Below are 26,352 nucleotides of genomic sequence, written 5' to 3'. Positions count from 1 at the left end.
CGGTTACTGGATGATGAAGCTGGAGAAGAGCACGCGGCGCACCGGGTTCTTGCCAGCGGAGGAGCGGCGGCGCTCGCCGTCTTCGTCCTCGGCATCCTCGTCGCGGCTGCGCTTCTTGGCCTTGGCCTGGTTGCCGTAGCCCAGCGGGGCCGAGACTTCGTTGAGCACGTCGGCGGCCAGGCGCTCCTTGCCTTCGCGCTCCAGCAGCTCCTCGGCCGTGCGCTGGGACACCAGCATCAGGATGCCGTTGCGGATGCTGGGCAGGTATTGCTTGACCGTGGTGGCCGTCTTCTCGTCGGCCAGCTCCAGCGTGATGCCGATCTGCACGAAGCGGTCGCCGCCCGTATCGGACAGATTGACCACCAGGTTGTCCAGCGGCAGGAAGGTGGGCACGGTCACGGCCGCCTTGCTGGCGCTGCCCTCTTCCTCATCGCCGCTGCTGTGGCGCTTGGACAGCAGGATGAAGGCAGCGGCCGCGCCTATGGCCAGGACGGCAATGATGACGATCAGCACGATCAGCTTCTTGCCCTTGGCCGGGGCGGGAGCTGCATTGTTGGCGGCATTGGGTGTGGCAGACACTGGAATTCCTCTGGGTGAGCGGGACCGCCACGCGCACGCGCTTCATGCGCGGCGCCATGACGCAGCAGGCCCATGGCAGGAATTATTCGGCGATTGGACCCCGGACCATGGCCTGAATAAGCGCATGAAACCCCGGTTTCTCGCTGGCTTGATGACCCTCAAACGCCACAGGCCGGGCAGCTTGTCGCCACCCGGCCTGTTCTGAAAACCCTGAAATGGCGCATGCGCCGCCCCGCAAGAAGCGCAGGAAGAATCAGACGAACAGATCCACCCCGCCCGCTGCCGCACGGCCACCGCCGGCCTGTGCGGCGCCATTGCCGCCCGTGACGCCGGCGGCATCGACCATGGCGCTCACGCGGCCCTGGCGCGCCTGGGCGTCCGCACCCTGTCTTGCCGAATCGCCGCTGCCGGACTGGCCGCCCGCATCCACGCTGACGCCGGCCAGTTGCAGGCCCTGGGCCTGCAGCAGCTCGCGCAGCTGGTCGGCACCATTGCCCAGCCAGTCACGAGCCTGGGCTTCGCTGGCGCCAAAGCGCACATGGGCCTCGTTGCCCTGCAGGCTGACCTGCACCTGGATGGCCCGGCCCTCATGCTCCACGGACAGCGAGGCGTTCTGGTTCTTGTTGTGGACCCAGAAGGCCACCTGCTCGGACACCTGCTGCTCGCGCTCGGTGGAGTTGCCCGGCTGGGCCTGGGCGTCGGGCTGGGCAAAGGCCGCGCCATTTTGGCCGGCCGCCTGCTGGCCCAGGGATTGTCCGGCATGGGCCGCGCCCACGGCAGCCGCAGCGCCGTGCAGTCCGTTCGCCGCCGACTCCGTGGAGGCGGTGCCGCCCTCCCGGGCTCGCTCGAACAGGCCGCGCCATTCTTCGGGCCGCACTGCGGCCATGCCGTTGAGCGCAATGCCCGACGCCAGGGCCACGTCCTGCCGCACACCGCCCGCCAGGGCCTGGGGCGTGTGGTCATGCGTGGCCTGGGCGGTGGTTGCCGTGCGTGCGGCGGCGGCCGTCAGTGCCGCATCGGACTGCACGGCGGCCAGCACATCGGCGGCCTGGGCCTGGGCCTGGGCCTGTGCCTGGGTACGGCGCGCAGCGCCATCGGTCAGGGTCCCGGCTGCATTGGGGTCCGCAGCGGCAGCCAGGGCCGCAGCATTGGCGCTGGCCGTGGCCAGCGCCGTGCCTGCGGCATCACCGGCTGCGGACTGCGGTGCCAGGAAGGCCGCGTGCGCCACGGCGCCCTGCTCCTGGCGCAGGGCCATCATGGCGGCGCTGCCCCGGCCGGACAGCCAGTCGCCCGCCACGCCTTGCAGCATGTCGCGGTCGCCCTTGCCGTCCAAGTGGGCGGTCTGCCCGACCAGGCTGAGCCAGGGCGCCTGGCCGTTGGCAGCCAGCGCCATGGCATCGGCCTGCGCCGAGGTGGTCATATCGGTCGGCTCCGCCTGCGGTTGCAGCGGCAGTTGCGGCTGCTGCAGCAGACCCTGCGCCAGGCCGGGATCGGCCAGCAGGTCTGCGGCATCCTTCAGGCCGTCCTTGGCTGCGCCCTTGAGGCTGGACAGCGCGGAAAGAGCGGCACTGCCGTCCTCGCCCAAGGCCTGGCCGAGGGCGCTCGAGGCCAGCGCCGGCAATCCGCCAATGCCGTCCATCGCCGCCAGCAACGAAGAAAAGCCTGCGGCCTGGTCGTTGGAGGGCGGCTGCGTGCCGCGCGCGGAGCGAACGCCTTCCATGGCGCGCTGCATGGCGCTGCGCGCATCGGCGCGCTGTTCGATCTGGTTGGTGGACATGCGTCAAGCCTCCTGGAATGTCAGCCCGAAGCTGCGACGGAAAAACTGGATGGCCGCACGTTCATCGGTCTCCTTTTGCTCGCGGCGCATCTGGCTCAGCGCCAGATCGCGGCGGCGCACCTCGACGACCTTGCGCAGGCTGCTGACCCGCAGCTCGCAGGCCATCAAGGCCTTTTGCGCGGCCTCCAGGCGGATCGCCAGGTCGGCCAGCACCCGCGTCTGCAGGCCGATGGCATGCTGCAGGCGGTCCATGAACTGGTACTGGTGGAACATGACCTCGGGCTGCACGGACTGGTTTTCCTGCGCGCCCCAGCGCGTCTGCATTTCCTGCACATAGTGCTGCAGCTGCTCCATTTGCGTCTGCGCGGCCTGCTGCGAGCGCAGGCGCTCCTGCACCGCCTGGCGCGCCTCGTCACGCTTGCGCGACGCGGCATCGATGGCCACCATCAAGGCATTCAAGGACGACATACCGGGGTTTCCTCCCTGTGTTCGTTATCGCGTTGGTCGCGTTTTGGCAGTGCCGCGTCGCCGCGTCACTGCCCACCGAGTGCGGCAGCCATGCCCGAGATGCTCTCGTCCATGGAAGCCGACTCGAACATGCTTTGCTGCAGAAAGGCCGCCATGGCCGGCTGCAGGCGTATCGCCTCATCCATCTGCGGGTCCGAGCCCGCCATGTAGGCGCCGACCTGGACCAGGTCCCGCCCCTTCTGGTAGCGCGAATAGACAGCGCGAAAGCGCCGTGCCAGCTCGAAGTGCTCGCGCGAGACCACGTTGTGCATCACGCGCGAGGCCGATTGCTCGATATCGATGGCCGGGTAGTGGCCCGACTCGGCCAGCGCCCGCGACAGCACGACGTGGCCGTCCAGAATGGCGCGCGCCGCGTCGGCAATAGGGTCCTGCTGGTCATCGCCTTCTGACAGCACGGTGTAGAAGGCCGTGATCGAGCCCACGCCGTTGAGGCCGTTGCCGCTGCGCTCGACCAGGGCCGGCAGCTTGGCAAAGCACGACGGCGGATAGCCCTTGGTGGCCGGCGGCTCGCCAATGGCCAGGGCGATCTCACGCTGGGCCATGGCATAGCGGGTCAGCGAATCCATGAGCAGCAGCACATGCTGGCCCTTGTCGCGGAAATGTTCGGCAATGGCCGTGGCATAGGCGGCGCCCTGCATGCGCAACAGCGGCGGCGCATCGGCCGGTGCGGCGACGACCACGGCGCGGCTGCGGTCCTGGGCGCCGAGGATGTCCTCGACGAATTCCTTGACCTCGCGGCCGCGTTCGCCGATCAGGCCGACCACGATCACGTCCGCCTGGGTGTAGCGCGCCATCATGCCCAGCAGCACGGACTTGCCCACGCCCGAGCCCGCGAACAGGCCCAGACGCTGGCCCCGGCCCACGGTGAGCAGGGCGTTGAGCGAGCGCACGCCGGTGTCCAGCGTCTCGCGCACCGGGTCGCGGTCCATGGCGTTGATGGGGTTGCGGTCCAGCAGATCGGCGCTCACGTCGGCCAGCGGGCCGCCATGGTCCAGGGGCTGGCCCTGCGAATCCACGACACGGCCCAGCAGGCCGCTGCCAATGGGCAGGCGCAGCACGCCGGCCGCCAGGGACACGGGCGGCTCGACACCGTCGCCAAAGCGCAGCGGTGCGACAAAGGGTTCGGCCGGCGTCACGATGGCGCCGCTGGACAGGCCCTGGATGTCGCCCGCAGGCATGAGAAACGCACGCTCGCCGGCAAAGCCGACAACCTCTGCCAGCACCGGGTCCTGGCCCTGCTGGCGTATCCAGCACTGCGAGCCCACGGGCACCTGCAGGCCCGTGGCCTCCAGCACCAGGCCGGTCAGGCGCGTGAGCGTGCCGTGGGTTTCCAGGGGAATGTCGCCCTGCAGGCGGGCGCGGGCATTGGACAGCAGTTGCTGCCAGGGCCTGGCGGCAGGCTCGGGGGTCAGTTTGGCGGCGTCGGCCAGGGGGGCGTCAACCGGCATCGCGTTCTCCGTCATACCAGGTGGAGACCAGGCCCAGCGCGGCCACGGCGCGGCGCCAGCGCTTGTCCATGCCGGCATCGACCTGGGCGCCGCCCGATTCCACGCGCACATCGCCCTGGGCCACGGAGGCGTCACTGATCCACTGCACCTTGGACTGGGCGCCATGCTCGGCGCGCAGCGCCTCGTCCAGCACGGCGAAGTCGGCGGGGTTCAGGCGCACGGTGGCGGCGCGGCCGTCGGCGGCCAGCATGTCCAGCGCCTCGCGCACCACGGGCAACAGGGCCTGGGGCTGGCTGCGCAGCTCTTGGCGGACCACCTGGCGCGCAATGTCGCAGGCCAGGTTGAGCAGTTCCTGCGCTGCATCCGTCTGCAGCTGCTTGAAGCCGGCATCCAGGCCGGACAGCAGCGCGTCCACGCGCTGCGCCGTCTCGCGGCCTGTGCCGGAGACATAGTCATCCATGTGTTGCTGCCACTGCTGCTGGGCTTCCTGGCGGCCCTGCTCCAGGCCCTCGGCATGGCCTTCGGCGCGTGCCTGTTCCAGCAGGGCATGCAGTTGTTCCTCATCCACTGCGGGGGCGGTGGAGGCCGGGGCGCCCGGCGTGTCGGCTTCGACATCCAGCACCATGGAGTCGGCCTCCAGCCGGGGCGCATCGGAGCGGCCGGGCAGCGACAGGCTGTGAAAGCCCGACGAGGAAGCAGGCGCGCGCGCCATGCCCGCGCCGCCATGCGCAGCCTGGGCACCGGATGCGGCGGGCGCACCCTGGATGTCCGGCAGCCCCGCGAGGCTGGGCAGGCTTTTCAGGCCGCCCATGTGGTCCACGGCGCCGAAGCGCCACTGCACCACCTGGCGCTCGTCGATCTCCTCGGAAGGGATGAAGCGCGAGTTCATGCCATTAGACATAGCTGTCTTCCGCACCGCTGCCGATGGTGATCTGGCCTTCTTCGGCCAGGCGACGCACCACCTTCAGGATTTCCTTTTGCTGCGCTTCCACTTCGGACAGGCGCATCGGGCCGCGGCCTTCCAGGTCCTCGCGCAGCGACTCGGCAGCACGCATGGACATGTTGGCCAGGATCTTGTCGCGCACTTCCATCGAACCGCCCTTGAGCGCGATGATCAGCGTCTCGGACACCACCTCGCGCAGCACCAGCTGCACCGAGCGGTCGTCCAGCTTGACCAGGTCGTCGAACACGAACATCTTGTCCATGATCTTCTGGGCCAGGTCCGGGTCGTAGTTGCGGATGGTGTCCAGCACGGCCACGTCGGCGTTGCCGCCGAGGTTGTTGATCATCTCGGCCGCCGTCTTGACGCCGCCCAGCGAGGTCTTGCGGATCTTGTCGCCGCCGGCCAGCACCTGGAACAGCACCTCGTTGAGGTCCTTGAGCGCGGTCGGCTGAATGCCTTCCAGCGTGGCCACGCGCAGCATGACTTCGCTGCGGAAACGCTCGGGCAGCTGCATCAGCACGGCAGCGGCCTGCTCGTGCTCCAGGTGCACGAGGATGGCGGCCACGATCTGCGGATGCTCGCCGCGCAGCAGTTCGGCCACGGACAGCGGGTCCATCCACTTGAGGCTTTCGATGCCGGAGACATCGCCGCCCTGCAGGATGCGGTCGATCAGCAGCGCCGCCTTGTCGTCGCCCAGGGCGCGCTTGAGCACCGAGCGCACATAGCCGCTGGCGTCGTCCACCAGCAGGCTTTGCGCGGCCGCGTCATCGGCAAAGCGGTTGATGACGAAGTCCACCTTCTCGCGCGAGACACCGCGCATGTGCGCAATGGTCTCGCCGAGCTTTTGCACTTCCTTCGGGGTGAGGTGCTTGAACACCTCGGCCGCTTCCTCCTCGCCCAGGGAGACCAGCAAGATGGCGGCGTCGTTCAGGCCTCGTTCGTCCATATCTCAGCAATCCGTGTTTTGAGAGGCTCAGGTGGCCTCGCCGTTGATCCAGGTCTTGACGATGTTGGCCACCGCGATCGGGTTCTGCTTGGCCAGTTGGCGCGCCTGCTCCAGGCGCACTTGCTCCTGCGTGGGCGAAAGATCGACAGCGGGTGCAGCCAGCGCCGGACGGTCCAGCTGCTCGCCTTCGATGGCATTGAGCTGTCCGCCCACGGCCACCGTCTTGCGGCCCTTGAGCATGGGTCGCACCAGGCCCAGCAGCAAGATGGCGCCGAACAGGGCCAGGCCGATGGGCACGCCCAGGCTGCGGGCCATGGCCAGCACTTCGGGCTGGCGCCACAGCGGCACATCGGCGGGCACTTCGTCCTGCACAAAGGGCGTGCTGACCAGGTTGACCGAGTCGCCGCGTTCGGCGCTGTAGCCCACGGTCTCGCGCACCAGGGTCAGCAGTTGCGCCTGCTGCGCCGCCGTCAGGCCGCGTGCGGCGGCAGCGACGGTGGCTGCATCGGTTGCCGCACCGGCCGCACCGGCAGCGGCCGGCGCAGGGGCAGCCACCAGGGGCGCATTGATGACCACGGCGGCCGTCAGGCGCTTGATGCTGCCCGTGCTGCCGCGTGTGTGGCGCACGGTCTTGTCCACTTCGTAATTGGTGATGGACTCGCGCTTGCTGGCAGCGCGGGCGGCGTTCTGGCCGTCGGCCGCCTGGGGCGCGGGATTGGCGCCGTTGACGGGCGCGGAAGCGTTCTGGGGCGGCTGGTTGCTGGTGGCGCCGGGAATGCCCGTGGGCTGGGGCGGCTTTTGCTCACCCGAGCTTTCCACCACCTGCTGGCTGCGCACCACGCCCGCGTCGGAGGACTGGTTGGGGCGGTGCTGCTCCGAAGTCGATTCGGTCTGGCTGAAATCCATCTCGGCCGAGACCTGCGCCTTCACATTGTTCTTGCCGACCACGGGCTCCAGGATCTCCAGGATGCGGCGCACGTACTGCTGCTCGATCTGCTGGGTGTAGTTCAGCTGCTGCATGTCCACGGCGTTGGCGTTGCCGTCGGGCGACTGCGACAGCAGCTTGCCCGAGTCGTCCAGGATGCTCACGGCCGTGGGCGCCATCTCGGGCACGCTGGAGGCCACCAGGTGCACGATGCCCGCGATCTGCGTGCGGTCCAGCACGCGGCCCGGGTACAGGCTCAGCAGCACCGAGGCCGAGGGCTTTTGCTGCTCGCGGAAAAAGCCGTTCTGATTGGGCAGGGCCAGGTGCACGCGTGCGCTTTGCACGGCGGCCAGGGCCTGGATGGAGCGCGTCAGCTCGCCTTCAAGGCCGCGCTGGAAATTGAGGCGTTCCTGGAACTGGGTGATGCCGAACTTGCTGTTCTCCATCAGCTCGAAACCCGTCACCGAACCCTTGGGCAGGCCCTGGGTGGCCAGCTTCAGGCGTACATCGTGCACGCGGTCGGACGGGATGAGGATGGCACCGCCGCCTTCCGTGTAGCGGTAAGGCACGTTCATCTGCGACAGCTGGGCGACGATGGCGCCGCCATCCTTGTCGCTCAGGTTGGAGAACAGCACCTTGTAGTCCGGCTGGCGGTAGAACATGGCCGCCGCACCCAGGGCGACGACCAGCAGCACGGCGATCGCGCCCCAACGCAGGCGCGCGCCACGGTCCATGGCCGTCCAGCGCTGCTGCAAGGCAGGCTGGGGCACGGGAGTGGCTTGAGGGACAGGGATTTCAGCGACAGCAGACATCTTGGTTCCAGGTGTTCGAGCCCTGCACACACAGGACCCTAGCGTGCTGTCGATTATTCGAAGTCCGCCGCTTCACATTCGCCCGATAAGCGCGCCGTTTGGCCGTCTATTTGCCGCGATGCGAAAACCCTGCCGCCCTACGATCTCGTCATCTTGCTAACTCCGATGGAATGTGTCATGGACCTTCGCATCCCCAGTACCACCTCTCCCCTGTACGGCACCCAGCTCCCCAAAGGCGTGGGCGCAGGCGACGCATCGACCAAAGTGGCGGCTGGCGGCTTCAGCCAGGCCCTCCAAGGCGCGCTGCAGTCCGTCAGTTCAGCCCAGAACAACTCCAGCCAGCTGCAGCGTGAGGTGCAGTTGGAGAACCCGGCCGTCAGCCTCGAAGAAACCATGATCGCCATGCAAAAGGCGCAGATCGGCTTCCAGGCCACGATGCAGGTGCGCAACCGGCTCGTGCAGGCTTATACCGACGTGATGAACATGCAGGTGTGAGGACGTCCGGCCCCGGCCGGACCCTCTTTGCCTCCTCGGATCGCAGACCGCAGACCGCAGACCGAACGGGATTTGCGCGCGCCATTGCCATTGCATTGCCATTGCATGGCAGCGTCATTTCCGCGCATTTCGGATCTTGCCGTCTTCAGGGTCCTTGCTTCGTTTTCCCCGGATCTGGCCTCTGGCCGTCCCTCATTCCTGGCCGCCCTTCCTGCGCACGGCCATCAAGCATTCCCCGCCTCCACCTCTTTGACCAAGCGCAGCCTCATCCCGCGCATGGATGGGTACGCCCGAGCTGCAGCCATGTCTGCGCCCGCTGCGCAGATTCATTCAACCGAATCCCAGCCCGGAAAAGACAAAACCCTCGGGCACGGATGCCGGAGGGTTGAGCAGCGGGAAGAAAGAAGAGAGAGAGAGAGAAGAGAGAAAAAAGGGACGCGGCTTCAGCTGGCCGAGTGGTAGATGCGCGCCTTGCCCGGTCCGGCATGGGGATGTCCATACAGGTCGCGTCCATACGTGGCCTGGTCCGAAGTCTGGGGAATCAGCGCCGCCGCCTGGCTCTGGGCCACCACGGCCATGCGTGCCAGCTGGTCGCGCTGCATGGCCATCTGCTCGCCCAGCGCCTGGGCGCGTTCGCGCAGCTCCTGCGTCCAGTCGGCCGCGCTGAAGCGCCGGGCCAGCTCGGAGAACGCCGCCATGGCATCGCGCAGCCGGGTGCTGGACTGCTCCAGCGCGACCGCATCCTTCGATTGCAGCGAGGCGGACACCATCCGGACCACCGCGTCCAGGGAATCGAGCATCTCGCTGAGAGTCATGGGACAGGCCTTGCTGAAAAAAGAAAGCGCGTGCTCGCGCCGGAAGGAAAAAACCGAGAAAGAACCGAACCCGCGCTCAGACGCGCGAGTGCGAGAGGAATTCTTCGGAGTTGGCCAGTAGCTTGTCGGCCACGGCGTCGGCGTTCACGCGGAAGGTGCCGTTGGCAATGGCTTCGCGGATTTCCTTGACGCGGTTGGCATCGAAGTCGGCCGTGGCGCGACCAGATTGGTCCAGTGCGCGGGCCGAGGTCGAGAACGACACGGGAACACCGGCCGCCTTGGCAGGCTGGGCCTGGGCGGAGGATTCCTCGGTGGCAATGGTGCTGGCTGTCTTGGGCTGCTTGGCGGCGGCCTGGGAGGCAGCGGCGGGCAGTTCCGGTTTTTGACCTATCTTCATCTTGATTCTCCAATCGCCCTGGCGGCGTGAGGCGCTGTGCCTAGCTTTCGACTGCCTGGAACAAAACTTGAGGTTTTTTTACTGGACCAGCACCACGCCCTCGGGATTCACCACCCCGGAGATGAGCCGGCCATTATCCATGCGAACCCGCACGGTCTGGCCTTCGCCGGCCGCCGACATGGCCTTGCCCGACGATGTGACGGAAAAACCACCACCGTTGACCAGAACGCGCACTTCGGCACCCACCGCGAACAGGGCCGGCGTGCGCAGCATGTTCTGGCGCAGCGCCTGGCCTGCGGCCAGCGGGCGGGAAGCCACCAAACCCACCCAGTCCTGCTGGTTGGCGTAGACGGCGGCCGATTCCTCGGCCCAGTCCACTTCGGCCTGGACGGCATCGTCGGCCGACAGCGGGCGGCCCGAAGGCACGCCGTTTTGCAGCACCCAGGCCGGCCCCCAGGCCTTGACCGTGATGGGCAGGAACACATTCCAGGCCACGGCGCCCTGCAGGCAGCGCAGACCCAGGCGGGTACGGCCCCACAGGCGCGAGCCTGCGGGCAAATAGGGTTCGACCTTGGCACAGGCAGCCAGGCGCAGGCGGGGATCGAGCTGGCCCATCTGCACTTCCATGCGCAGGGGCAAGGCGCCCGCGCCGGCCATGCCTTGCTGCAGGGCCTCGTCGGCAAAGCGCTGGCCGATCTGGCTGAGCTGGGCTGCACCGTCAGGAGCGTTCTGCGCGAAGGCAGGGCCTGCCAGCGACGCTCCAGCGGCAAGCGCAACGCATGCGGCGGCGCGAGCGAGGGCTCGGACGGCGGATGGCGAATGGGCGGTGCTGAAGTTCGGCATGGCTGTGGCTCCTGACTTGCTCCGGCCTCCCGTCAGGATGGGTGGGACACCTGGAGCGATGCCAGCAAATATAGGACGAGCGCTCTTTTCCGAAGCGCCGAACTGCGCAGGCAAACGCGCTTTCTTCGCGCTTTAGCGTTCGGGCCCGATTTCCATAATCGACGCATGCCGCAGTCCGTGGGCTGCCGCCATTTCGTCAACCGATCACCGCAAATCCCAGAGGGCGAGGCCGACATGCTCGACAAGATGACTGAACGACTGGACTTCCAGAGCAAGGCGCTGGTGCTGCGCGCCGAGCGCCAGCGTGCAATCGCCAGCAACATCGCCAATGCCGACACCCCGGGCTATGTGGCGCGCGACTTCAATTTCCGCGAGGCGCTGACGGCCGTTACCTCCGGCCCCTCGCCCATGACGCTGGCCAGCGTCAGCCAGGGCGGACACATTCCCCTGCCTGCCGCCGCCTCGGGGCAGAGCGCGCAAAGCCATCTTGGCTACTCGGTGCAGGCCCAGACCAACATGGACAACAACACCGTGGACCTGGACCGCGAACGCGCCAACTTCGTCGACAACGCCGTGCGCTACGAGGCCACGCTGCGCTTTCTGAACGGCCAGGCCAAGACCATGCTGTCGGCCATCCAGGGCCAGTAAGCCGGCGCCACAGACCACAGGAGCTTTCCCATGTCCATGTTCTCCATCTTCAGCATCTCCGGCAGTGCCGTCAGCGCCCAATCGCAGCGCCTGAACGTCGTGGCCTCGAATCTGGCCAACGTCGATGCCGTGGCCGGCCCCGACGGCAAGGCCTACCAGGCGCGCCAGGTGGTCTTCCAGACCGTGGCCATGGGCGAGGAAGGCTCCTCTGGCGTGCGCGTCAGCGCCATCAGCCAGGACAACACGCCCGGCCGCCGCATCCACGACCCCCAGCACCCGCTGGCCGATGCCGAAGGCTATGTGACGCACTCCAACGTCAGCGCCGTGGACGAGATGGTCAACATGATCTCGGCCTCGCGCTCCTACCAGAACAACGTCGAGGTCATGAACACGACCAAGTCGCTGCTGCTCAAAACCCTGCAGATGGGCCAGTGAGCCCCGTCCGCACCACCTTCCAGGAGCCACTCCCATGATCTATGGCGCAGGCAGCGTCGCCAGCACGGCCGACATCAACAACAAGTCCGCCACGAGCAATTCGACCACCGACCCCGCGGCGGCGCAGGACCGCTTCCTGAAGCTGCTGGTCGCGCAGTTGAACAACCAGGATCCCATGAATCCCATGGACAACGCGCAGATGACCTCACAGATGGCGCAGATCAACACCGTCACCGGCATCCAGCAGTTGAACAAGACCATGGAAAGCATGGCCGGCCAGTTCACCGCCATGCAGGTGCTGCAGGGCACGCAGATGATCGGCCGCACCGTGCTGACCGAAGGCAACACCCTGGGCGTGGGCAAGGAAAAGTCCTATACGGCTGCCTTCGACCTCGAAGGCCCGGCCGCCGACGTGAAGGTGCAGATCACCACCGCCAGCGGCGAGCTGGTGGACACCGTCGAGCTGGGCAGCGGCACCGCTGGCCGAAACTACTTCACCTGGGACGGCAGCAAGTACACGGGCGATGCCAGCCAGCTGCGCTACACGGTGCAGGCCACGAATGCCGACACGGTCGTGGCCTCGACCACGCTGTCGCCCCATGCGGTGCTCGCCACAGGCACCACCGACGGCAAGCTGACGCTGGAGCTGGACGACGGCACCAACGTCGCCTACGCCTCCGTCAAGGCCGTGTACTGACCCCCGCACCATCCACCCAAATACATCGCAGGAGCACACCATGGGATTCCAACAAGGCCTCTCGGGTCTGAACGCCGCCAGCAAGAACCTGGACGTGATCGGCCACAACATCGCCAACGCCAACACCACGGGCTTCAAGTCCTCGCGCGCCGAGTTCGCCGAGGCCGTGGCCAGCGCCGTGGGTTCGGCCAGCGGCCAGAACAGCGGCATCGGCGTCAATGTGGCCGCCGTGACCCAGCAGTTCCGCCAGGGCCCGATCACCACCACGGGCAACAACCTGGACGTGGCCATCAACGGCAACGGCTTCTTCGTCGTGCGCCAGCCCGACGGCAGCACGGCCTATACGCGCGCCGGCAACTTCGGCCTGGACAAGCAGGGCAACCTCAAGACCGTGCAGGGCGACAACGTCATGGGCTACCCCGTGGACGCCACCACGGGCAAGGTGCTGGCCGGCGGCCAGCCAGTTCCCATGGTCTTTCCTTCGGGCCAGCCGATCGCTGCCAAGACCACGACCAAGATCGACGTGTCGCTGAACCTCGATGCGCGCGCCACGCCCGCAGCCGGCAACTCCACCGCCACGCCGCCCGTGCCCGCCACGCCGCGCGCCACATATGGCACCTCGATCAACGTCTATGACAGCCAGGGCGTGCCCACGCCGGTGCAGATGTACTTCGAGAAGGACACGGCCGCCAACACCTGGAAGGTCTATGACGGCCTGGACGATCCGACGGCATCGCCCCCGAAGGTCGCCACCCTGCTGACCACCCTGGTGTTCGATGCCTCCGGCAAGATCACCAGCGGCAGCCCTGTGACGGCGCAGATCAAGAGCAGCAACCCCAACGCGCCCACGCCCGGCACCATCAACGGCACGGCGGGCGTGACGCTGGACTTCTCCAACGTCTCGCAGTTCGGCTCCAAGTTCGCGGTCAGCAGCCTCAAGCAGGACGGCTACACCGCAGGCGCGCTCACCGGCATCAATGTCGGCAACGATGGCTCCATCGTGGCCACCTACTCCAACGGCGTGACGCGCACCGAGGGCCAGCTGGCCCTGGCCGCCTTCACCAACACCCAGGGCCTGGGCGCCGTGGGCGACAACAAGTGGGTGGAGACCTCGGATTCGGGTCCGGCCCTGAACGGCACGGCCGAGTCGGGCACCTTCGGCTCGCTGCGCTCGGGCGCGCTGGAAGACTCCAACGTGGACCTGACGGCCGAGCTGGTGAACATGATGACCGCGCAGCGTGCCTACCAGGCCAATGCCCAGACCATCAAGACCCAGGACCAGGTCTTCTCGACCCTGGTGAACCTGCGCTGATAGCCAAGAACTGAGTCAGGAGAGCCGGCATGGACCGCATCATCTACACCTCCATGACGGGCGCCAACGCAGCGGCGCAGCGTCAGTCCGTGCTGGCCCACAACCTGGCCAATGCCGGCACCAACGGCTTCCGGGCCGAAATGTCCACCTTCCGCTCCGTGCCCCTGCAGGGCAGCGGCGCGGGCACGCGCGTGTTCGCGCTGGAGGCGACCTCCGGCTACGTGGACACGCCCGGACCCACCCAGCGCACGGGCCGCGCACTGGACGCCATGGCCATGGGCCGCGCCTGGTTCGCCGTCCAGGGCCTGGATGGCCAGGAGGCCTACACACGCAACGGCGTGTTCGAGGTCTCCCCCGAGGGCCAGTTGGTCAACAGCAACGGCCAGGCCGTGCTGTCGGACGGCGGCGGCCCCATCGACATTCCCCCCGAATCCACGATCACGCTGGGCTCGGACGGCACGCTGACCGCCAAGACCGGCAACCAGCTGCCCGTGGCCGTGGGCCGCGTCAAGCTGGCCACGCCGCCCGAGGACGCCGCGCTGGTGCGCGGCAATGACGGCCTGTTCCGCACGGGCGACGGCGATCCGCTGCCCAACGACGAGAACGCACGCCTGCTGTCCGGCGCCATCGAAGGCTCGAACGTGAACTCGGTGGAGACCATGGTCGGCATGATTGCCGCCGCCCGCCAGTTCGAGACCCAGATGCGCCTGCTGCAGACGGCAGAAACCAATGACAAGACGGCCAGCCAACTCTTGAGCATGAACGGCTGAGACAGATCACCCCCTGAGCGGCTGCGCCGCTTCCCCCTGGAAGGGGGACGACGCCCTCGCTGCAGGGCGGCGCGGCGCGGCCGGCCTAGGCCCTTGCTAGGCGTCCCTGGCCTGGATCGTGCCAGTCCCGCGCGATGTGCCAAGGATTCAAACGCTGAGACGGCGCAAGTCGCCACGGAAAACTGAAGGAAAACGCCATGATCAATTCACTGTTCATCTCCAAGACCGGCATGGAAGCCCAGCAGACCCAGCTGGACGTGATTTCCCATAACCTGGCCAACGTCTCGACCACGGGCTACAAGCGCGCCAGCGCGGTGTTCGAGGATCTGATCTACCAGAACCTGCGCCAGTCCGGCTCGCAGACGACCGAGCAGAACCAGTTGCCCACGGGCCTGCACCTGGGCCTGGGTGTGCGCACGGTGGCCACCTCGCGCAATTTCCTGCAGGGCGCCCTGCAGCAGTCCAACAATGCGTTGGACGTGGCCATCGACGGCAACGGCTTCTTCCAGGTCAACATGCCCGACGGCACCACGGCCTATACCCGTGACGGCTCCTTCCAGGTCGATGCGCAGGGCCAGCTGGTGACTGCCAGCGGCATGCCCATCGCCAACGGCGTGACCATTCCCCAGGGCGCGACCAAGGTGTCGATCAGCCCCGAGGGCGTGGTCAGCGTGACCATGGCCGGCCAGGCCGCGCCCCAGCAGGTGGGCAATATCGCGATGAGCCAGTTCATCAATCCGGCCGGCCTGGAGCCGCGTGGTCAGAACCTGTTCACCGAGACCGCTTCCTCGGGCCAGCCCCAGCAGGGCCAGCCCGGCGTCAACGGCATGGGCATGATCAAGCAGGGCTACCTGGAAGGCTCGAACGTGAACGTGGTGCAGGAGCTGGTGACCATGATCCAGACCCAGCGCGCCTATGAAATGAATTCCAAGGCCATCACGACTTCGGACCAGATGCTGGCCAAGCTGGCGCAGCTGTAATCGATCTCTCCCCCTGAGCGGCTTCGCCGCTTCCCCCTCTCTCGCTGCGCGGGAGGGGGACGACACCCTCGGTGCGGGGCGGCCCTTCCTCGGTGTCCCTGGGCTGGGACATGCCAGTTCTCGAGGGTGGGGTCTGCATGCGCAGCCATGAACCATTGAACCCGGGAACATCGCCATGACCCAACGAATCTTCTCCCTTTCCGCGACGGGCACGTGCCTGGCGCTGGCGGCAGTCCTGTCGGGCTGCACGACGCTCAATGACCCGCCGCCCGTGGACATGCCGTCCACTGCGCCTCCGGTGCTGATGCCGGCCGCGCCCGTGGCGGGCAGCCCTACGGGCAGCCTGTTCAATGCCGCCAGCTACCGTCCCGGTTTCGAGAACCGGCGCGCGCGCCTGGTGGGGGACATGGTGACGGTGCAGATCGTGGAGCGCGTGACGGCCAGCCAGAAGTCGGATTCGGGCCTCAAGCGGTCCAACAAGACCACGGCGGGGATTTCTGCGCTGCCGCTGTTCTCGGGCAATGCGCTGGCCAATCTCAAGGACCGCTCGAACATCGGTTTCAACAACAACAACGACTACACGGGCTCGGGCTCGACGTCGAGCGACAACACGTTCACGGGCGCCATCAGCACGACGGTGGTCGATGTGCTGCCCAACGGCCATCTGGTGATCGCCGGAGAAAAGCAGATCGGCGTGAACCACAACGTGGATGTGCTGCGCTTCACGGGCACGGTGGACCCGCGCACGATGCAGCCCGGCAGCCTGGTCGCATCGACCCAGGTGGCCAATGTGCGCGTGGAATCGCGCAGCCGCGGACAGGCCGGGGAAGCGCAGTCAATTGGCTGGTTGTCCCGGTTCTTTTTGAACGTTATGCCGTTCTGATTCTCCGGAGAATGGACAGCATGAAAGTACTGTCCATGCTCCTGACATTGCGCCAAGTGCAGCGCCCCTTCTGGGTTGCAGCCGCCCTCGGCGCCAGCATGCTGACCCTGCCGGCGCATGCAACACGCATCAAAGAGGTCGCTGCCATCCAGGGCGTGCGCAGCAACCAGTTGACCGGCTACGGTCTGGTGGTCGGCCTCGACGGCACGGGCGACCAGACCACCCAGATGCCCTACACCAAGCAGGCCCTGGCCAATTACCTGGAGCAGATGGGCATCTCGCTGCCCGCCACAGGCAATTCTGGCCAGCTGCAGCTCAAGAACGTGGCGGCCGTGATCGTCACCGCCGAACTGCCGGCCTTTGCCCAGCCGGGCCAGGCCATCGACGTGGTGGTCTCCTCCGTGGGCAACGCCAAGTCGCTCAAGGGCGGCACCCTGGTGGCCACACCGCTGCGCGGCGCCGATGGCGAGATCTATGCGCTGGCCCAGGGCAACCTCGTGGTCGGCGGCGCAGGCGCCTCGGCCGGCGGCTCCAAGGTACAGATCAACCACCTGAGCGCCGGCCGCGTGCCGCAGGGCGCCCAGGTCGAGCGCGCCGTACCCACACCGATCAACGAAGGCGACAGCATCACGCTGGGCCTGAACGCCACCGATTTCCAGACCGCCGACAAGGTGGTGCGCGCCATCAACCAGCGCATGGGCCAGGGCGTGGCACAGGCGCTGGACGGGCGCACCGTGCGCGTGTCCGCGCCCCAGGACCCAGGATCGCGCGTGCGCATGATCGCCGAGATCCAGGAGATGCCGATCGAGACCTCCAAGCCCTCGGCCAAGGTCGTGATCAATGCACGCACGGGCTCCATCGTGCTCAACCAGGCTGTGACCCTGGGCCCCTGCGCCATCGCGCATGGCAACCTGGCCATCACCATCAGCACCACGCCGGTGATCAGCCAGCCCGGCGCCTTCTCGCAGGGCCAGACCGTGGTGGCCCAGAAGTCCGACATCCAGATCAAGCAGGAGCCCGGCAACATCATCAACATGCCCGGCTCCCCGCAACTGACCGACGTGGTGCGCGCACTCAACACGCTGGGCGCCACGCCCCAGGACCTGCTGGCCATCCTGCAGGCCATCAAGGCAGCAGGCGCCCTCAACGCCGAACTGGAGGTGATATGAGCATCGCACTTCCCAACGGATCGCAGACTGCGGCCAGCAATGCGCTGGCGGCCGACGCCCGGTCCCTCAACGCACTCAAATTCGCGGCCGGCGAGAACAGTCCGCAGGCCGCGAAGGAAACCGCCAAGCAGCTGGAATCGCTGTTCATGCGCGAGATGATCAAGAGCATGCGCGAGGCCACCATGAAGTCCGGCCTGCTCGACAGCGCACAGGGCAACCTGAGCACCGACATGCTGGACCAGCAGCTGTCGGTGGCCATGTCGGGCCAGCCCGGCGGCCTGTCGGATGCCATCACGCGCCAGCTGGCCCGCACCATGGGCTCGGAAGCCGCCGAGGATGCCGAGATCTCCGTGCCCTCCACACTGAGCATGAGCCGCATCGCCTGGCGCAGCACGGCCGGCAGCGCCAATGGCACCACAGGCGCCTGGAGCGGCAGCCGCAGCAGCGCGGCCCAGTCCGTCAACGCCTACGCGCCCGCGCCCAAGGGCCGTGACAACTTCGTCGCCCACCATGGCGACGCCGCTGCACGCGTGGCGCAGGAAAGCGGCATTCCGGCCGCCTTCATGCTGGGCCAGGCCGGACACGAGACCGGCTGGGGCAAGAGCGAAATCAAGAATGCCAATGGCAGCAATGCCCACAACCTGTTCGGCATCAAGGCCGGCAAGGGCTGGACGGGCAAGGTCGCCGAGGTCACGACCACCGAATACATCGACGGCGTGGCGCGCAAGGTCACGGCCAAGTTCCGTGCCTACGACTCCTACGAGGAGTCCTTCCGCGACTACGCGCGCCTGATCACCAGCAATCCGCGCTACGAGAAAGCCATGGGAAAGACCGACTCGGCCCTGGCCTATGCGACCGAGCTGCAGAAAGCCGGCTACGCCACCGATCCCGAATACGCCAGCAAGCTCAGCCGCGCCATCCAGAGCGCCGTGCAGAGCGCGGCACGTGCCCAAGCCTAACCAGAGAACACGTCATGAGCCTTTTGAACGTCGGGTCCCGCGCCCTGATGGCGAACCAGATCGCCCTGCAGACCACAGGCCACAACATCGCCAACGTCAACACGGCCGGATATTCGCGCCAGAGCGTGGCCTTCCAGACCTCGCCGGGCCAGAACATGGGCAGCGGCTACATCGGCAATGGCGTGGATGTGAACACCATCCTGCGCAACTTCAATGACCTGCTCAACCGCCAGGCAGCCACGGCCAGCGCCGTGTCGGCTGCCGACTCGGCGCGTGCCACCTCGCTGGCGCAGATGCAGGAAGTGTTCGGCGGCGGCAAGACCGGCCTGGGCGCGGCGATCACCGACATGATGAATTCGTTCGGCGACGTGGCCGGTGCGCCCACCGACCCGTCGGCGCGCCAGGTGGTGCTCACGCGTATGAACGAGCTGGCGGCGCGCTTTCGCTCGGCATCGGCGCAGCTGGACGAGCTGGACTACAGCGCCAAGCAGCAGATGGGCAACGATGTGACCGTGGTCAACAGCCTGGCAGGCCAGGTGGCCACGCTCAATGCGCAGATCAGCCGCTCCATCGCCTCGGGCCAGACGCCCAACGACCTGCTGGACCAGCGCGACCAGCTGGTGCGCAACATCAACAAATACGTGCAGACCAGCCAGATCCCTGCGGACGACGGCAGCATCAGCCTGTTCGTGGGCGGCAGCCAGCCACTGGTGCTGGGACCCAATTCCGCCCAGCTCACGCTCAAGGAAGCCACCGAGTTCCCGGGCAGCGGCAAGATGGCCCTGTACTTCCAGCAGCCCGGCGGCCAGAACGTGGAACTGACGCCCTCCATGCTGGGTGGCGGCGAGATCGCAGGCCTGCTGCAGTTCCAGGGAAGCGACCTGACTGAGGGCCGCAACCTGCTGGGCCGCATGGCCCTGGCCATTGGCGACTCGCTGAACGAGCAAAACAACCTGGGCCTGACGCTGTCGGGACAAAGCGGCAGCAATCTGTTCAAGCTGTCCATGGTCAGCAACGGCTCGACCACGGGCGCGCAGTGGACCGGCGCCACCACGCCGACGACCACGGTGGTCGACTCCAGCCAGCTCAAGGCATCCGACTACCAGATCGTCTTCGGCAGCACGGCCCCAGCTGGCAAGGTCATCCGCCTGTCGGACGGCAAGGTGACGGACTTCACCAGCGTGGCCGATCTCAACTCCAAGGTGATCGACGGCCTGAAATTCGACCTCAAGGCCCCGGGCACCAACGGCAACTCCATCCTGTTCCGCCCCATGGCGGCAGGCGCCCACGACATCCAGGCCGCCGTGCACTCGCCCAACGACCTGGCCGTGGCCAATCCCGTGGCCGCCAGCATCAAGTCGCTGGGCGATGCCACCCTGCAGATGGGCGGGATCCAGGTCAGCGCGGGCTTCGACTTGACCAACTTCGCCGGTGCCGAGGTGTCATTCAGCAAGAACGGCGCCGGGCAGCTGGAGTACACCATCACCCCGGCACCCACAGGCGTACCCGCCACGGGCCTATACACCTCCGGCCAGGCCATACAGCTGGCACCGGGCCTGCAGGTCAAGATTACCGGCACGCCCGCCATCAATGGAACCACCAGCGACAAGGTCACGCTGGGCAAGGCCACCGACCCACAGTACGGCACGGCCTATCAGCGCGATGCGGGCAATGCCAGCTCCTTCCTGGCCCTGCGCGACAGCAAGCTCTTCGATGGCTCGACCACGCTGAGCGACGGCTTTTCCACCGCCATGGCCCAGGTCGGCACGCGCACCCAAAGCGCGCAGTACGCGGCCAAGCTGTCCGAGACCATCGCCAAGAACCTGGAAGCGGACCGCACGGCCGTCTCGGGCGTGAATCTCGACGAAGAGGCCGCCAAGCTGCTGCAGTACCAGCAGTCCTACCAGGCCTCGGCCAAGATGCTGCAGGTCGCGCAAAGCATTTTCGACAGCGTTCTGCAGACCGTAGGCCGCTGATCACAGGACAGGAGCATTCCACCATGAGCATCTCCCGCATTGGCACGGCCAACATGTACGAAAGCACCATCAACAACCTGAACTCGCGCAACACGAGTCTGGTGGACCTGATGGAAAAGACCACCTCCGGCAAGCGCGTGGTGCGCGCCAGCGACGACCCCGTGGCCGCCGCACAGGCCGAACGCGCACTCACGCGCATCTCCCGCTCGGAAAACGACCAGCGCGTGCTGGGCTTGCAGCGCGATGTGATGGCCCAGGGCGAATCCAAGCTGGGCACGGCCCAGGACGCGCTCAAGGACTTCCGCGACCTGATCCTGCAGTCCGGCAATGGCTCCTATGACCAGAAGGCGCGCGATGCGCTGGTGCAGCAGCTCGAGAGCCTGCGCAACCAGGTGCTGAGCTACGCCAATGCCAAGGACTCCAACGGCCTGCCCATCTTCCGCGGGCTGGGCAGCAAGGAAGATCCTCTTGTCAACAACACCCCCGGCGCCAACTCCCAGTTGCAGCCAGGCCAGGCCACGGGCAGCGAGAACGGCCTGCCGCTGGCGCTGGACGGCTTTGCGACCTGGATGAACGTGCCAACGGGCAACGGCGTCTTCGCCGTGTCGCGCCAGTCGCCCACGGGCAGCTCGGCCTATGCCGACCTGGGCACGGTGTCGGACCCCAGCGCCATCACGGGCGCCAGCTACACCCTGAATTTCACCAAGGACGCCACGACGGGCGCCCTGAGCTACACCGTCACCTCCGGTGGCACGACCGGTGCGGCCGTTCCCTACACGGCCGGCGACAGCATCACCGTGGGCGGCATGTCGATGAAGATTTCGGGCAACCTGGCCACGGGCGACAGCTTCACGCTGGGCCCCAGCCAGCGCACCGACCTGTTCAGCGTGCTGGACAACGTGATCGCGGGCGTGAAGAACGGCGCCACCGATGCCGGCGCCATGCAGCAGGCGCTGGGCCGCGGCCTCAATGAACTCGATGCCGGCATGAGCCGCGTCCAGGCCATGCGCAGCTTCGCCGGCGACCAGCTCAACCGCGCCGACCGCCTTGAAGACGACATGAAGAACCAGGCGGACCAGCAGGAAGCAGCGCGTTCGCGGGCCGAAGACATCGATATGATCAAGGCCCTCTCCGATGTGGACATGCAGAAGGTGGGCATGCAGGCTGCCTTGCAGTCCTATGCCTCGATCCAGAAACTGTCACTGTTCAACTTCATCAACTGATAGCCACCCGCGCATGCATCCATGGTCCAGTCCGTCCTGAGCTCTCTGACCCTCGGCTATAGGCCGCTCTGGAACCAGGCCCGCCGTCTGGCGGGCGTGCAGCTTTATCTTCACGAGGAACCCGGCGTCCAGGCCGACGTGGCCCACCTGCTGCGCATACTGCGCGAGACCTGGGGCACGCAGTCGCCGCCGGTACTGCTGTCGCCCCAGTCGCGCCAGGTGCTGTGCGACCTGCTGGAAAACGCCTCCAAGGGCAGCCCCTGGATCGAGGTGCGCGGCGACTGGCTGCAGGACTCCGCCATCTACGACCTGGTGCGCCAGGCGCATGCGCGCGGCCTGATGCTGGTGTGGCGCGGGCCGCTGTCCGATGTGCCCGACGCCCAGGCCGCCCACTGGTTTGCCAGCAGCCTGCTGCACCTGCCGCCCGAAGGCGCTTCGGGCATGCAAAACCAGACAGCGCTTGCGCTGCAACAGGCCGCCCAGGCAGCCCAGGCACCGACCAAGCTCCAGGCCCTGAAGCAGGCCGCCAGGCCCACACCCACCCTGCCGCCCCTGCAACTGCTGGGCGGCCAGATGTACGAGGGGCTGGACAGCCTGGCCCTGACCGATCTGTGCCTGGACAGCTTCCATGCGGGCGCCATCGCCGGCTGGCCCGTGGCCGATACGCTGCATGCCCAGCGCCATCACGCCGCCCTGCCCAGCCGCGACACCGTGCTCGCACTGATGCGCGCCGTCGATGCCGAGCAATCGATCGAGGCCTTCGAGCAGATCCTGGGCGAGGACCCCATCCTGGCCTATCGCTTCATGCTCTACACCAACTCCGCAGCCCTGGGCCTGCGAGGCAATGTGGACTCGCTGCGCCGCGGCCTGGTGATGCTGGGATACGGCACGCTGCAGCGCTGGCTGTCCGACCAGCTGCCCCACGCCTGCACCGAGCCCAGCCTGGTGCCCGTGCGCACCGCCATCCGGCTGCGCGCCAGCCTGACCGAGCGACTGATCGAGGCCGGCATCAGCCACGACCTGCAGCGCGAGGTCTATCTGCTGGGCCTGCTCTCGCAGCTGGACCAGCTGCTGGGCGAGCCCCTGCCCACCGCGCTGCGCCGCATTCCCGTGTCCGAGCGCGTCTTCGACGCCGCAGTGACGCGCACCGGCCCCTACGCGCCGGCCCTGCTCATGGCCATTGCGCTGGAGTCCGACGATCCCGCACCGATTCGCCAGCTGCGCGAAGAACACGCCTTCGAGATCGAGGACGTGAACCGCATCCTGCTGCGCATGCTCAGCGAACTGCAGGTGCAGCCTGCGCCTGCGGCCTGATCAGTCCACAGCGGCCGGGTGGGAAGCCTCAGCCGCCGCTGGCATCCGCAGATTCCGTCCATAAAAAAACCGCCTGAACATCAGGCGGTTTTTTTGTGTCCGGCAGGAAGGCTGCGGATGCAGCTCCTGTCGATCTGCCGTGCTCAATGCATGGCGTGGGGCTGGCCGTCGAACATGTGCTCGAACTGTGCCAGCCAGGGCTCGGCCAGCGTGCGGATCTGGGCATCGTTGCGCAGGATGCGCTGCATGATGCGGGCCTTCTCCTTGCGCTGATCGGGCGCCAGCGGCTCGTCATGCGACTTGAGCCGCAGCTGCTCGATCAGCACGGCACAAGTGCCCTCGTAGCGCGTCACCCCCTCCCAATCCTTGTTCTGTGCGGCCTGCAGCATCTTGGCGCTGCTGTCTTCTATGGCACGGTAAAAGTCAATCAATGTCAGCTCCATTTCTAGGTCCCGGCAACGGCTGGCGTGTTGGCGATGTCGCGCCAACCATGGGCAATCGGAGCCAGCACATCCTGCGCGCTTTGCAGCAGCGCCGTGTCGTTGCGCAGATTGGCCAGCGTCAGCTGGGTGATGCTGTAGTCGTAGACGGAAATCAGGTTCTGGGCCAGCTCGCCACCTTCATCGGGATTGACGGAGGCCTTCAGGCCTTCTTCCAGAATGCGCACGGCCTTGCCGATCTGCACACCCTTCTCACCGATGTCGCCACGCTGCATGGCTCCCTTGGCCGCGTTCAGCGCTTTCTCGAGCGCATCGAACAGCAGCTGGATCAGCTGGTGGGGCGATGCGCCGTCCACGGAGGACTGGACGCCGACCTGGGCGTAGGCACTTGCAGCACGGCGGTTGAGCGATGTGTACATGTTCGTTTCCTTGATGTCTTGTTCTTCGGCTGCAATGCCTGAAAATTTAGAGGCACCGGGCATTGGTTACAGAAAACACGACCGCCGCTCCGCATGGCTCCTATTTATTTATTCCACTGGGAAACCTGCTGGTTCATGTAGGCACTGAGCGCCGAGTAGCCGCTCATCTTCTTGTCCAGGGACGCGTACTGCTCACGCAGGCGCTTTTCCAGCGAATCGGCCTGGTCGTTGATCCGGTCCTGGGACTTGCCGTTGCTCTTCTTGAGCTCCTGCAGGCTCTTGCTCTTGGTGTCGAAGGTGCCATCGAATTCCAGCGCCTTGCGCGTGAAATCCTTCATGCGCGCGGCCAGGCCCTGCGTATCAGGCTGCCCGTCCGTTCCCACTGCGGCAAACATCTTGCTCATGGACTCGGGGTCCTTCAGCGCTGCGTCCAGCTTGGTCTTGTCGCTTGCCGTCGTACCGAAGGCCAGCTTGCCACCCTTCTGGATCTGTATGCCCATGTCGGACAGGCGCTTGAGCGTGTCCGCGCCGCCAGCAACCGTACCCGAGACCACGCTGCGCAGGCTGTTGGTCATGCCCACCGTGGTGGAGTCCCCCTGCAGCACGCCGGCCGCCTTGCTTTCGGCGTCGTACTTGGTCGAACTCGCCAGCGCGTCATTGAGCCCGTTGTAGGCATCCATGAAGGCCTGGATCTTCTTCTTCAAGGCATCGGTGTCCGAGGTCACTGTCACCGTGACAGGGGACGTCGTCACCTGGTTCACCGTGATATTGAGGCCAGGCAGGGTCTGCTTGAATTCATTGGTTGTCGATTGCACCTTGATGCCATTGACATCGATCTCGGCGTTCTGGGCGTACTGAGCCACGGAGCCCGTGGTGGCCGCGCCATTGAACGCCAGGGCCGAAAGGCTGGCATCGCCACTGGCACCGACGGTGAAACCCGCATCCGCGCCCGTGCTGCGCGAGCGCAGCACAAGCCGTTCGCCCTGGGCATCCTTGAGCACTGACGCAACCACGCCGGCGCCCTTGCCGTTGATGGCCTGGACCACGTCCTCCAGCTTGGCACCCGCCGCGATATCGATCTCCATCGGCGTGCCGGGATTGCTGAACTGGGTTCCAGCGCTGTTCCAGTTGCCCATGGTGATGGTGAGCTTGCCAGCCCCGAACTGGGTGGCCGTCGGCATGATACCGGTCGCCACCGACTGGCTGCGCGCCAGCTGCGTCACCGAGATCACCGAAGATCCAGGCAGGGCATTGGCGTCCGTCACCGTGACGCCCACGGCCGTATTGGTCGTGGCAGCATTGGTCAAGCGCCAGGTATCGGCGTCGGCCAGGGAAGTGGCCGCATCCTGAAGCGTGGACATCAGGGACTTGATCTGCCCGAACGTGGATATCTTGGAATCCAGGACAGACGCTTTTTGCTGAAGCGGAACCAGTGACTGCCTTTGCAGGGCCACCAGTTTGGCGATCATTGTCTCGTCCAGGCCGCTGCCGCTGATGCCAGCTGAACTCAAGGTGGCCATGACCATCCCTTTCTAAGTGCAGAACACCTCCGCGCCATAGCGCAGAGCGCGTCCTTGCGAACACGCACACCAAATGCCCGAGGGCATTCCCCGGTATCTTATCGACCGGTTTTTCTGGAACCTGAGGCTTTTTTTGGCCACGCCCCGCGCAGCCAGGCTCAAAAGCCCCCCTGACTCCCTCTTACTGGATCAGCTTGAGCACCGACTGGGGCAGCTGGTTGGCCTGGGCCACCATGGCTGTGCCGGCCTGCTGCAGGATCTGCGTGCGGCTCAGGTTCGCGGTTTCGGCGGCAAAGTCGGCATCCATGATGCGCGAGCGTGCGGATGCGGTGTTCTCTGCAGCCACCTGCAGATTGGAGATCACGGCTTCGAAGCGGTTCTGTGCGGCACCGAAGGTGGCGCGCGTGTTGTTGACCAGGTCCAGCGCCGTATCGATGGCAGCCATGGACAGGCGCGCATCAGGAGCCGAGCTACCTGCACCGAGCAGAGAACCCAGAGCTCCACCCAGCGAAGGAGGCGTACCGGTCGTGATATCCAAACCGCCCGGTGCTGTGCCCGTCAGGTTGACGGCCATGATCGTGATCTGGTTGTCGGCGCCGGTATTTGCCCCCACCTGGAACACGGTGGCATTATTGTTGTCCAGCAGCTGGCGGCCGTTGAAGCTGGTGCTGCCGACGATACGGGCGATTTCCTGTGCCAGTTGCTGGAACTCCTTGTCCAGCGAACCACGGTCCGTCGTGCCGTTGGTGTCGTTGGCGGCCTGCACGGCCAGCTCACGCATGCGCTGCAGGTTGTCGCTGAGCTTGCCCAGCGCGCCTTCGGCCGTCTGCGCCATGGAAATGCCGTCATTGGCATTGCGCATGGCCACATTCATGCCGCGTACCTGAGCGTTCATGCGCTCGGCAATGGCCAGACCCGCCGCGTCGTCCTTTGCACTGTTGACACGCAGACCCGAAGACAGGCGCTGCATGGTCGTGCTCAGCGACGACTGGGATGTGCTGAGATTGCGCTGGGCGTTAAGCGAAACAAGATTGGTGTTGATGATGGATGCCATGGGGCAGCTCCTCGTTAGGCATGAACAATGGCCAACCGTTCGACG

Annotated in this window: 27 protein-coding genes; 13 read left to right on the top strand and 14 right to left on the bottom strand. The window is 66.5% G+C overall.

The window, feature by feature from the left end; genetic code table 11:
- Positions 1-3: 3 nt before the first annotated feature.
- The 7 genes from fliL to fliF all read right to left on the bottom strand — a co-directional run bounded on the left by fliL (position 4) and on the right by fliF (position 7,958).
- The gene (gene fliL, locus IB269_RS27220) at positions 4-579 is read right to left on the bottom strand and encodes a flagellar basal body-associated protein FliL (RefSeq protein ID WP_012202576.1); all 576 of its coding nucleotides are present in this window, start codon (positions 577-579) and stop codon (positions 4-6) included.
- A 253-nt stretch (positions 580-832) separates the two neighbouring features.
- Entirely contained in the window at positions 833-2,356 is a 1,524-nt protein-coding gene (locus IB269_RS27215; protein WP_192368778.1) for a flagellar hook-length control protein FliK, read from the bottom strand.
- Between the two features lie 3 nt (positions 2,357-2,359).
- Positions 2,360-2,824, bottom strand: coding sequence for a flagellar export protein FliJ (gene fliJ, locus IB269_RS27210; protein WP_012202574.1), 465 nt, complete (start codon positions 2,822-2,824; stop codon positions 2,360-2,362).
- A 65-nt stretch (positions 2,825-2,889) separates the two neighbouring features.
- Entirely contained in the window at positions 2,890-4,332 is a 1,443-nt protein-coding gene (gene fliI / locus IB269_RS27205) for a flagellar protein export ATPase FliI (RefSeq protein ID WP_012202573.1), read from the bottom strand.
- Positions 4,322-5,233: a FliH/SctL family protein gene (locus IB269_RS27200; RefSeq protein ID WP_065346517.1), complete on the bottom strand. Its 912-nt coding sequence runs from the start codon at positions 5,231-5,233 to the stop codon at positions 4,322-4,324. Before IB269_RS27200 ends, fliI begins: the two co-directional genes overlap by 11 nt.
- Complete coding sequence (gene fliG / locus IB269_RS27195; protein WP_012202571.1) at positions 5,226-6,221, bottom strand: flagellar motor switch protein FliG; 996 nt, start codon at positions 6,219-6,221, stop codon at positions 5,226-5,228. The genes IB269_RS27200 and fliG overlap by 8 nt, the downstream gene beginning before the upstream one ends.
- 27 nt (positions 6,222-6,248) lie before the next feature.
- A complete protein-coding gene (fliF, locus tag IB269_RS27190; protein ID WP_063327630.1) occupies positions 6,249-7,958 on the bottom strand; it encodes a flagellar basal-body MS-ring/collar protein FliF in 1,710 nt (569 codons plus the stop codon).
- A gap of 177 nt (positions 7,959-8,135) precedes the next feature.
- Here fliF and fliE point away from each other — a divergent pair, with 177 nt between their 5' ends.
- Positions 8,136-8,453, top strand: a complete 318-nt coding sequence (fliE, locus tag IB269_RS27185; RefSeq protein ID WP_013800367.1) for a flagellar hook-basal body complex protein FliE — start codon at positions 8,136-8,138, stop codon at positions 8,451-8,453.
- Positions 8,454-8,896: 443 nt separating this feature from the next.
- On the opposite strand, the gene IB269_RS27180 is transcribed toward fliE, so the two are convergent.
- The 3 genes from IB269_RS27180 to flgA all read right to left on the bottom strand — a co-directional run bounded on the left by IB269_RS27180 (position 8,897) and on the right by flgA (position 10,508).
- The gene (locus tag IB269_RS27180; RefSeq protein WP_012202568.1) at positions 8,897-9,268 is read right to left on the bottom strand and encodes a hypothetical protein; all 372 of its coding nucleotides are present in this window, start codon (positions 9,266-9,268) and stop codon (positions 8,897-8,899) included.
- Positions 9,269-9,344: 76 nt separating this feature from the next.
- Positions 9,345-9,665: a flagellar biosynthesis anti-sigma factor FlgM gene (gene flgM / locus IB269_RS27175; protein ID WP_012202567.1), complete on the bottom strand. Its 321-nt coding sequence runs from the start codon at positions 9,663-9,665 to the stop codon at positions 9,345-9,347.
- A 78-nt stretch (positions 9,666-9,743) separates the two neighbouring features.
- Complete coding sequence (flgA, locus tag IB269_RS27170; protein ID WP_192368777.1) at positions 9,744-10,508, bottom strand: flagellar basal body P-ring formation chaperone FlgA; 765 nt, start codon at positions 10,506-10,508, stop codon at positions 9,744-9,746.
- A 234-nt stretch (positions 10,509-10,742) separates the two neighbouring features.
- Between flgA and flgB the strand changes: the two genes are divergently transcribed.
- The 12 genes from flgB to IB269_RS27110 all read left to right on the top strand — a co-directional run bounded on the left by flgB (position 10,743) and on the right by IB269_RS27110 (position 22,874).
- Positions 10,743-11,156, top strand: coding sequence for a flagellar basal body rod protein FlgB (flgB, locus tag IB269_RS27165; RefSeq protein WP_013800365.1), 414 nt, complete (start codon positions 10,743-10,745; stop codon positions 11,154-11,156).
- 30 nt (positions 11,157-11,186) lie between these two features.
- The gene (gene flgC / locus IB269_RS27160; RefSeq protein ID WP_012202564.1) at positions 11,187-11,591 is read left to right on the top strand and encodes a flagellar basal body rod protein FlgC; all 405 of its coding nucleotides are present in this window, start codon (positions 11,187-11,189) and stop codon (positions 11,589-11,591) included.
- A 34-nt stretch (positions 11,592-11,625) separates the two neighbouring features.
- On the top strand, positions 11,626-12,288 hold the full coding sequence (locus IB269_RS27155; RefSeq protein WP_012202563.1) for a flagellar hook assembly protein FlgD: 663 nt from the start codon (positions 11,626-11,628) through the stop codon (positions 12,286-12,288).
- 40 nt (positions 12,289-12,328) lie between these two features.
- A complete protein-coding gene (gene flgE, locus IB269_RS27150) occupies positions 12,329-13,600 on the top strand; it encodes a flagellar hook protein FlgE (protein WP_013800364.1) in 1,272 nt (423 codons plus the stop codon).
- A 29-nt stretch (positions 13,601-13,629) separates the two neighbouring features.
- Positions 13,630-14,370, top strand: coding sequence for a flagellar basal body rod protein FlgF (locus tag IB269_RS27145; RefSeq protein WP_013800363.1), 741 nt, complete (start codon positions 13,630-13,632; stop codon positions 14,368-14,370).
- A gap of 197 nt (positions 14,371-14,567) precedes the next feature.
- Complete coding sequence (gene flgG / locus IB269_RS27140; RefSeq protein ID WP_013800362.1) at positions 14,568-15,350, top strand: flagellar basal-body rod protein FlgG; 783 nt, start codon at positions 14,568-14,570, stop codon at positions 15,348-15,350.
- Between the two features lie 175 nt (positions 15,351-15,525).
- The gene (locus IB269_RS27135; protein ID WP_063327631.1) at positions 15,526-16,233 is read left to right on the top strand and encodes a flagellar basal body L-ring protein FlgH; all 708 of its coding nucleotides are present in this window, start codon (positions 15,526-15,528) and stop codon (positions 16,231-16,233) included.
- 20 nt (positions 16,234-16,253) lie between these two features.
- Positions 16,254-17,402: a flagellar basal body P-ring protein FlgI gene (locus tag IB269_RS27130; RefSeq protein WP_192368776.1), complete on the top strand. Its 1,149-nt coding sequence runs from the start codon at positions 16,254-16,256 to the stop codon at positions 17,400-17,402.
- Positions 17,399-18,361 (top strand): flagellar assembly peptidoglycan hydrolase FlgJ, encoded by a 963-nt coding sequence (flgJ, locus tag IB269_RS27125; RefSeq protein ID WP_012202557.1) that lies wholly within the window; start codon positions 17,399-17,401, stop codon positions 18,359-18,361. The genes IB269_RS27130 and flgJ overlap by 4 nt, the downstream gene beginning before the upstream one ends.
- Positions 18,362-18,375: 14 nt before the next feature.
- Positions 18,376-20,337: a flagellar hook-associated protein FlgK gene (flgK, locus tag IB269_RS27120; RefSeq protein WP_192368775.1), complete on the top strand. Its 1,962-nt coding sequence runs from the start codon at positions 18,376-18,378 to the stop codon at positions 20,335-20,337.
- A gap of 23 nt (positions 20,338-20,360) precedes the next feature.
- Entirely contained in the window at positions 20,361-21,560 is a 1,200-nt protein-coding gene (gene flgL, locus IB269_RS27115) for a flagellar hook-associated protein FlgL (protein ID WP_071953705.1), read from the top strand.
- 21 nt (positions 21,561-21,581) lie between these two features.
- Positions 21,582-22,874 (top strand): HDOD domain-containing protein, encoded by a 1,293-nt coding sequence (locus IB269_RS27110; RefSeq protein WP_192368774.1) that lies wholly within the window; start codon positions 21,582-21,584, stop codon positions 22,872-22,874.
- A 143-nt stretch (positions 22,875-23,017) separates the two neighbouring features.
- Here the strand turns inward: IB269_RS27110 and IB269_RS27105 are convergent, their stop codons facing one another.
- The 4 genes from IB269_RS27105 to IB269_RS27090 form a co-directional block, all read right to left on the bottom strand.
- The gene (locus IB269_RS27105) at positions 23,018-23,317 is read right to left on the bottom strand and encodes a flagellar protein FliT (protein WP_012202553.1); all 300 of its coding nucleotides are present in this window, start codon (positions 23,315-23,317) and stop codon (positions 23,018-23,020) included.
- A 2-nt stretch (positions 23,318-23,319) separates the two neighbouring features.
- Entirely contained in the window at positions 23,320-23,733 is a 414-nt protein-coding gene (fliS, locus tag IB269_RS27100) for a flagellar export chaperone FliS (protein ID WP_071953706.1), read from the bottom strand.
- Between the two features lie 104 nt (positions 23,734-23,837).
- A complete protein-coding gene (gene fliD, locus IB269_RS27095) occupies positions 23,838-25,253 on the bottom strand; it encodes a flagellar filament capping protein FliD (protein WP_192368773.1) in 1,416 nt (471 codons plus the stop codon).
- A gap of 181 nt (positions 25,254-25,434) precedes the next feature.
- The gene (locus IB269_RS27090; RefSeq protein ID WP_065346520.1) at positions 25,435-26,307 is read right to left on the bottom strand and encodes a flagellin domain-containing protein; all 873 of its coding nucleotides are present in this window, start codon (positions 26,305-26,307) and stop codon (positions 25,435-25,437) included.
- Positions 26,308-26,352 lie beyond the last annotated feature (45 nt).

This window comes from Delftia sp. DLF01, assembly GCF_014852125.1.
GTDB classification, from domain to species: Bacteria; Pseudomonadota; Gammaproteobacteria; order Burkholderiales; family Burkholderiaceae_C; genus Comamonas; species Comamonas acidovorans.
This window is presented reverse-complemented; position numbering and strand designations above follow the sequence as displayed.

Bases quoted from the DNA above. Each gene is read 5' to 3' on its own strand.
- flgB (WP_013800365.1), top strand. From the start codon at position 10,743: ATGCTCGACAAGATGACTGAACGACTGGACTTCCAGAGCAAGGCGCTG.
- IB269_RS27180 (WP_012202568.1), bottom strand. From the start codon at position 9,268: ATGACTCTCAGCGAGATGCTCGATTCCCTGGACGCGGTGGTCCGGATG.
- flgG (WP_013800362.1), top strand. From the start codon at position 14,568: ATGATCAATTCACTGTTCATCTCCAAGACCGGCATGGAAGCCCAGCAG.
- fliF (WP_063327630.1), bottom strand. From the start codon at position 7,958: ATGTCTGCTGTCGCTGAAATCCCTGTCCCTCAAGCCACTCCCGTGCCC.
- IB269_RS27110 (WP_192368774.1), top strand. From the start codon at position 21,582: ATGGTCCAGTCCGTCCTGAGCTCTCTGACCCTCGGCTATAGGCCGCTC.
- IB269_RS27200 (WP_065346517.1), bottom strand. From the start codon at position 5,233: ATGTCTAATGGCATGAACTCGCGCTTCATCCCTTCCGAGGAGATCGAC.
- IB269_RS27155 (WP_012202563.1), top strand. From the start codon at position 11,626: ATGATCTATGGCGCAGGCAGCGTCGCCAGCACGGCCGACATCAACAAC.
- flgM (WP_012202567.1), bottom strand. From the start codon at position 9,665: ATGAAGATAGGTCAAAAACCGGAACTGCCCGCCGCTGCCTCCCAGGCC.
- flgC (WP_012202564.1), top strand. From the start codon at position 11,187: ATGTCCATGTTCTCCATCTTCAGCATCTCCGGCAGTGCCGTCAGCGCC.
- IB269_RS27090 (WP_065346520.1), bottom strand. From the start codon at position 26,307: ATGGCATCCATCATCAACACCAATCTTGTTTCGCTTAACGCCCAGCGC.
- IB269_RS27130 (WP_192368776.1), top strand. From the start codon at position 16,254: ATGAAAGTACTGTCCATGCTCCTGACATTGCGCCAAGTGCAGCGCCCC.
- IB269_RS27105 (WP_012202553.1), bottom strand. From the start codon at position 23,317: ATGGAGCTGACATTGATTGACTTTTACCGTGCCATAGAAGACAGCAGC.
- fliG (WP_012202571.1), bottom strand. From the start codon at position 6,221: ATGGACGAACGAGGCCTGAACGACGCCGCCATCTTGCTGGTCTCCCTG.
- fliJ (WP_012202574.1), bottom strand. From the start codon at position 2,824: ATGTCGTCCTTGAATGCCTTGATGGTGGCCATCGATGCCGCGTCGCGC.
- flgK (WP_192368775.1), top strand. From the start codon at position 18,376: ATGAGCCTTTTGAACGTCGGGTCCCGCGCCCTGATGGCGAACCAGATC.
- fliI (WP_012202573.1), bottom strand. From the start codon at position 4,332: ATGCCGGTTGACGCCCCCCTGGCCGACGCCGCCAAACTGACCCCCGAG.
- fliS (WP_071953706.1), bottom strand. From the start codon at position 23,733: ATGTACACATCGCTCAACCGCCGTGCTGCAAGTGCCTACGCCCAGGTC.
- flgL (WP_071953705.1), top strand. From the start codon at position 20,361: ATGAGCATCTCCCGCATTGGCACGGCCAACATGTACGAAAGCACCATC.
- fliD (WP_192368773.1), bottom strand. From the start codon at position 25,253: ATGGCCACCTTGAGTTCAGCTGGCATCAGCGGCAGCGGCCTGGACGAG.
- IB269_RS27215 (WP_192368778.1), bottom strand. From the start codon at position 2,356: ATGTCCACCAACCAGATCGAACAGCGCGCCGATGCGCGCAGCGCCATG.
- IB269_RS27135 (WP_063327631.1), top strand. From the start codon at position 15,526: ATGACCCAACGAATCTTCTCCCTTTCCGCGACGGGCACGTGCCTGGCG.
- fliE (WP_013800367.1), top strand. From the start codon at position 8,136: ATGGACCTTCGCATCCCCAGTACCACCTCTCCCCTGTACGGCACCCAG.
- flgE (WP_013800364.1), top strand. From the start codon at position 12,329: ATGGGATTCCAACAAGGCCTCTCGGGTCTGAACGCCGCCAGCAAGAAC.
- flgJ (WP_012202557.1), top strand. From the start codon at position 17,399: ATGAGCATCGCACTTCCCAACGGATCGCAGACTGCGGCCAGCAATGCG.
- flgA (WP_192368777.1), bottom strand. From the start codon at position 10,508: ATGCCGAACTTCAGCACCGCCCATTCGCCATCCGCCGTCCGAGCCCTC.
- IB269_RS27145 (WP_013800363.1), top strand. From the start codon at position 13,630: ATGGACCGCATCATCTACACCTCCATGACGGGCGCCAACGCAGCGGCG.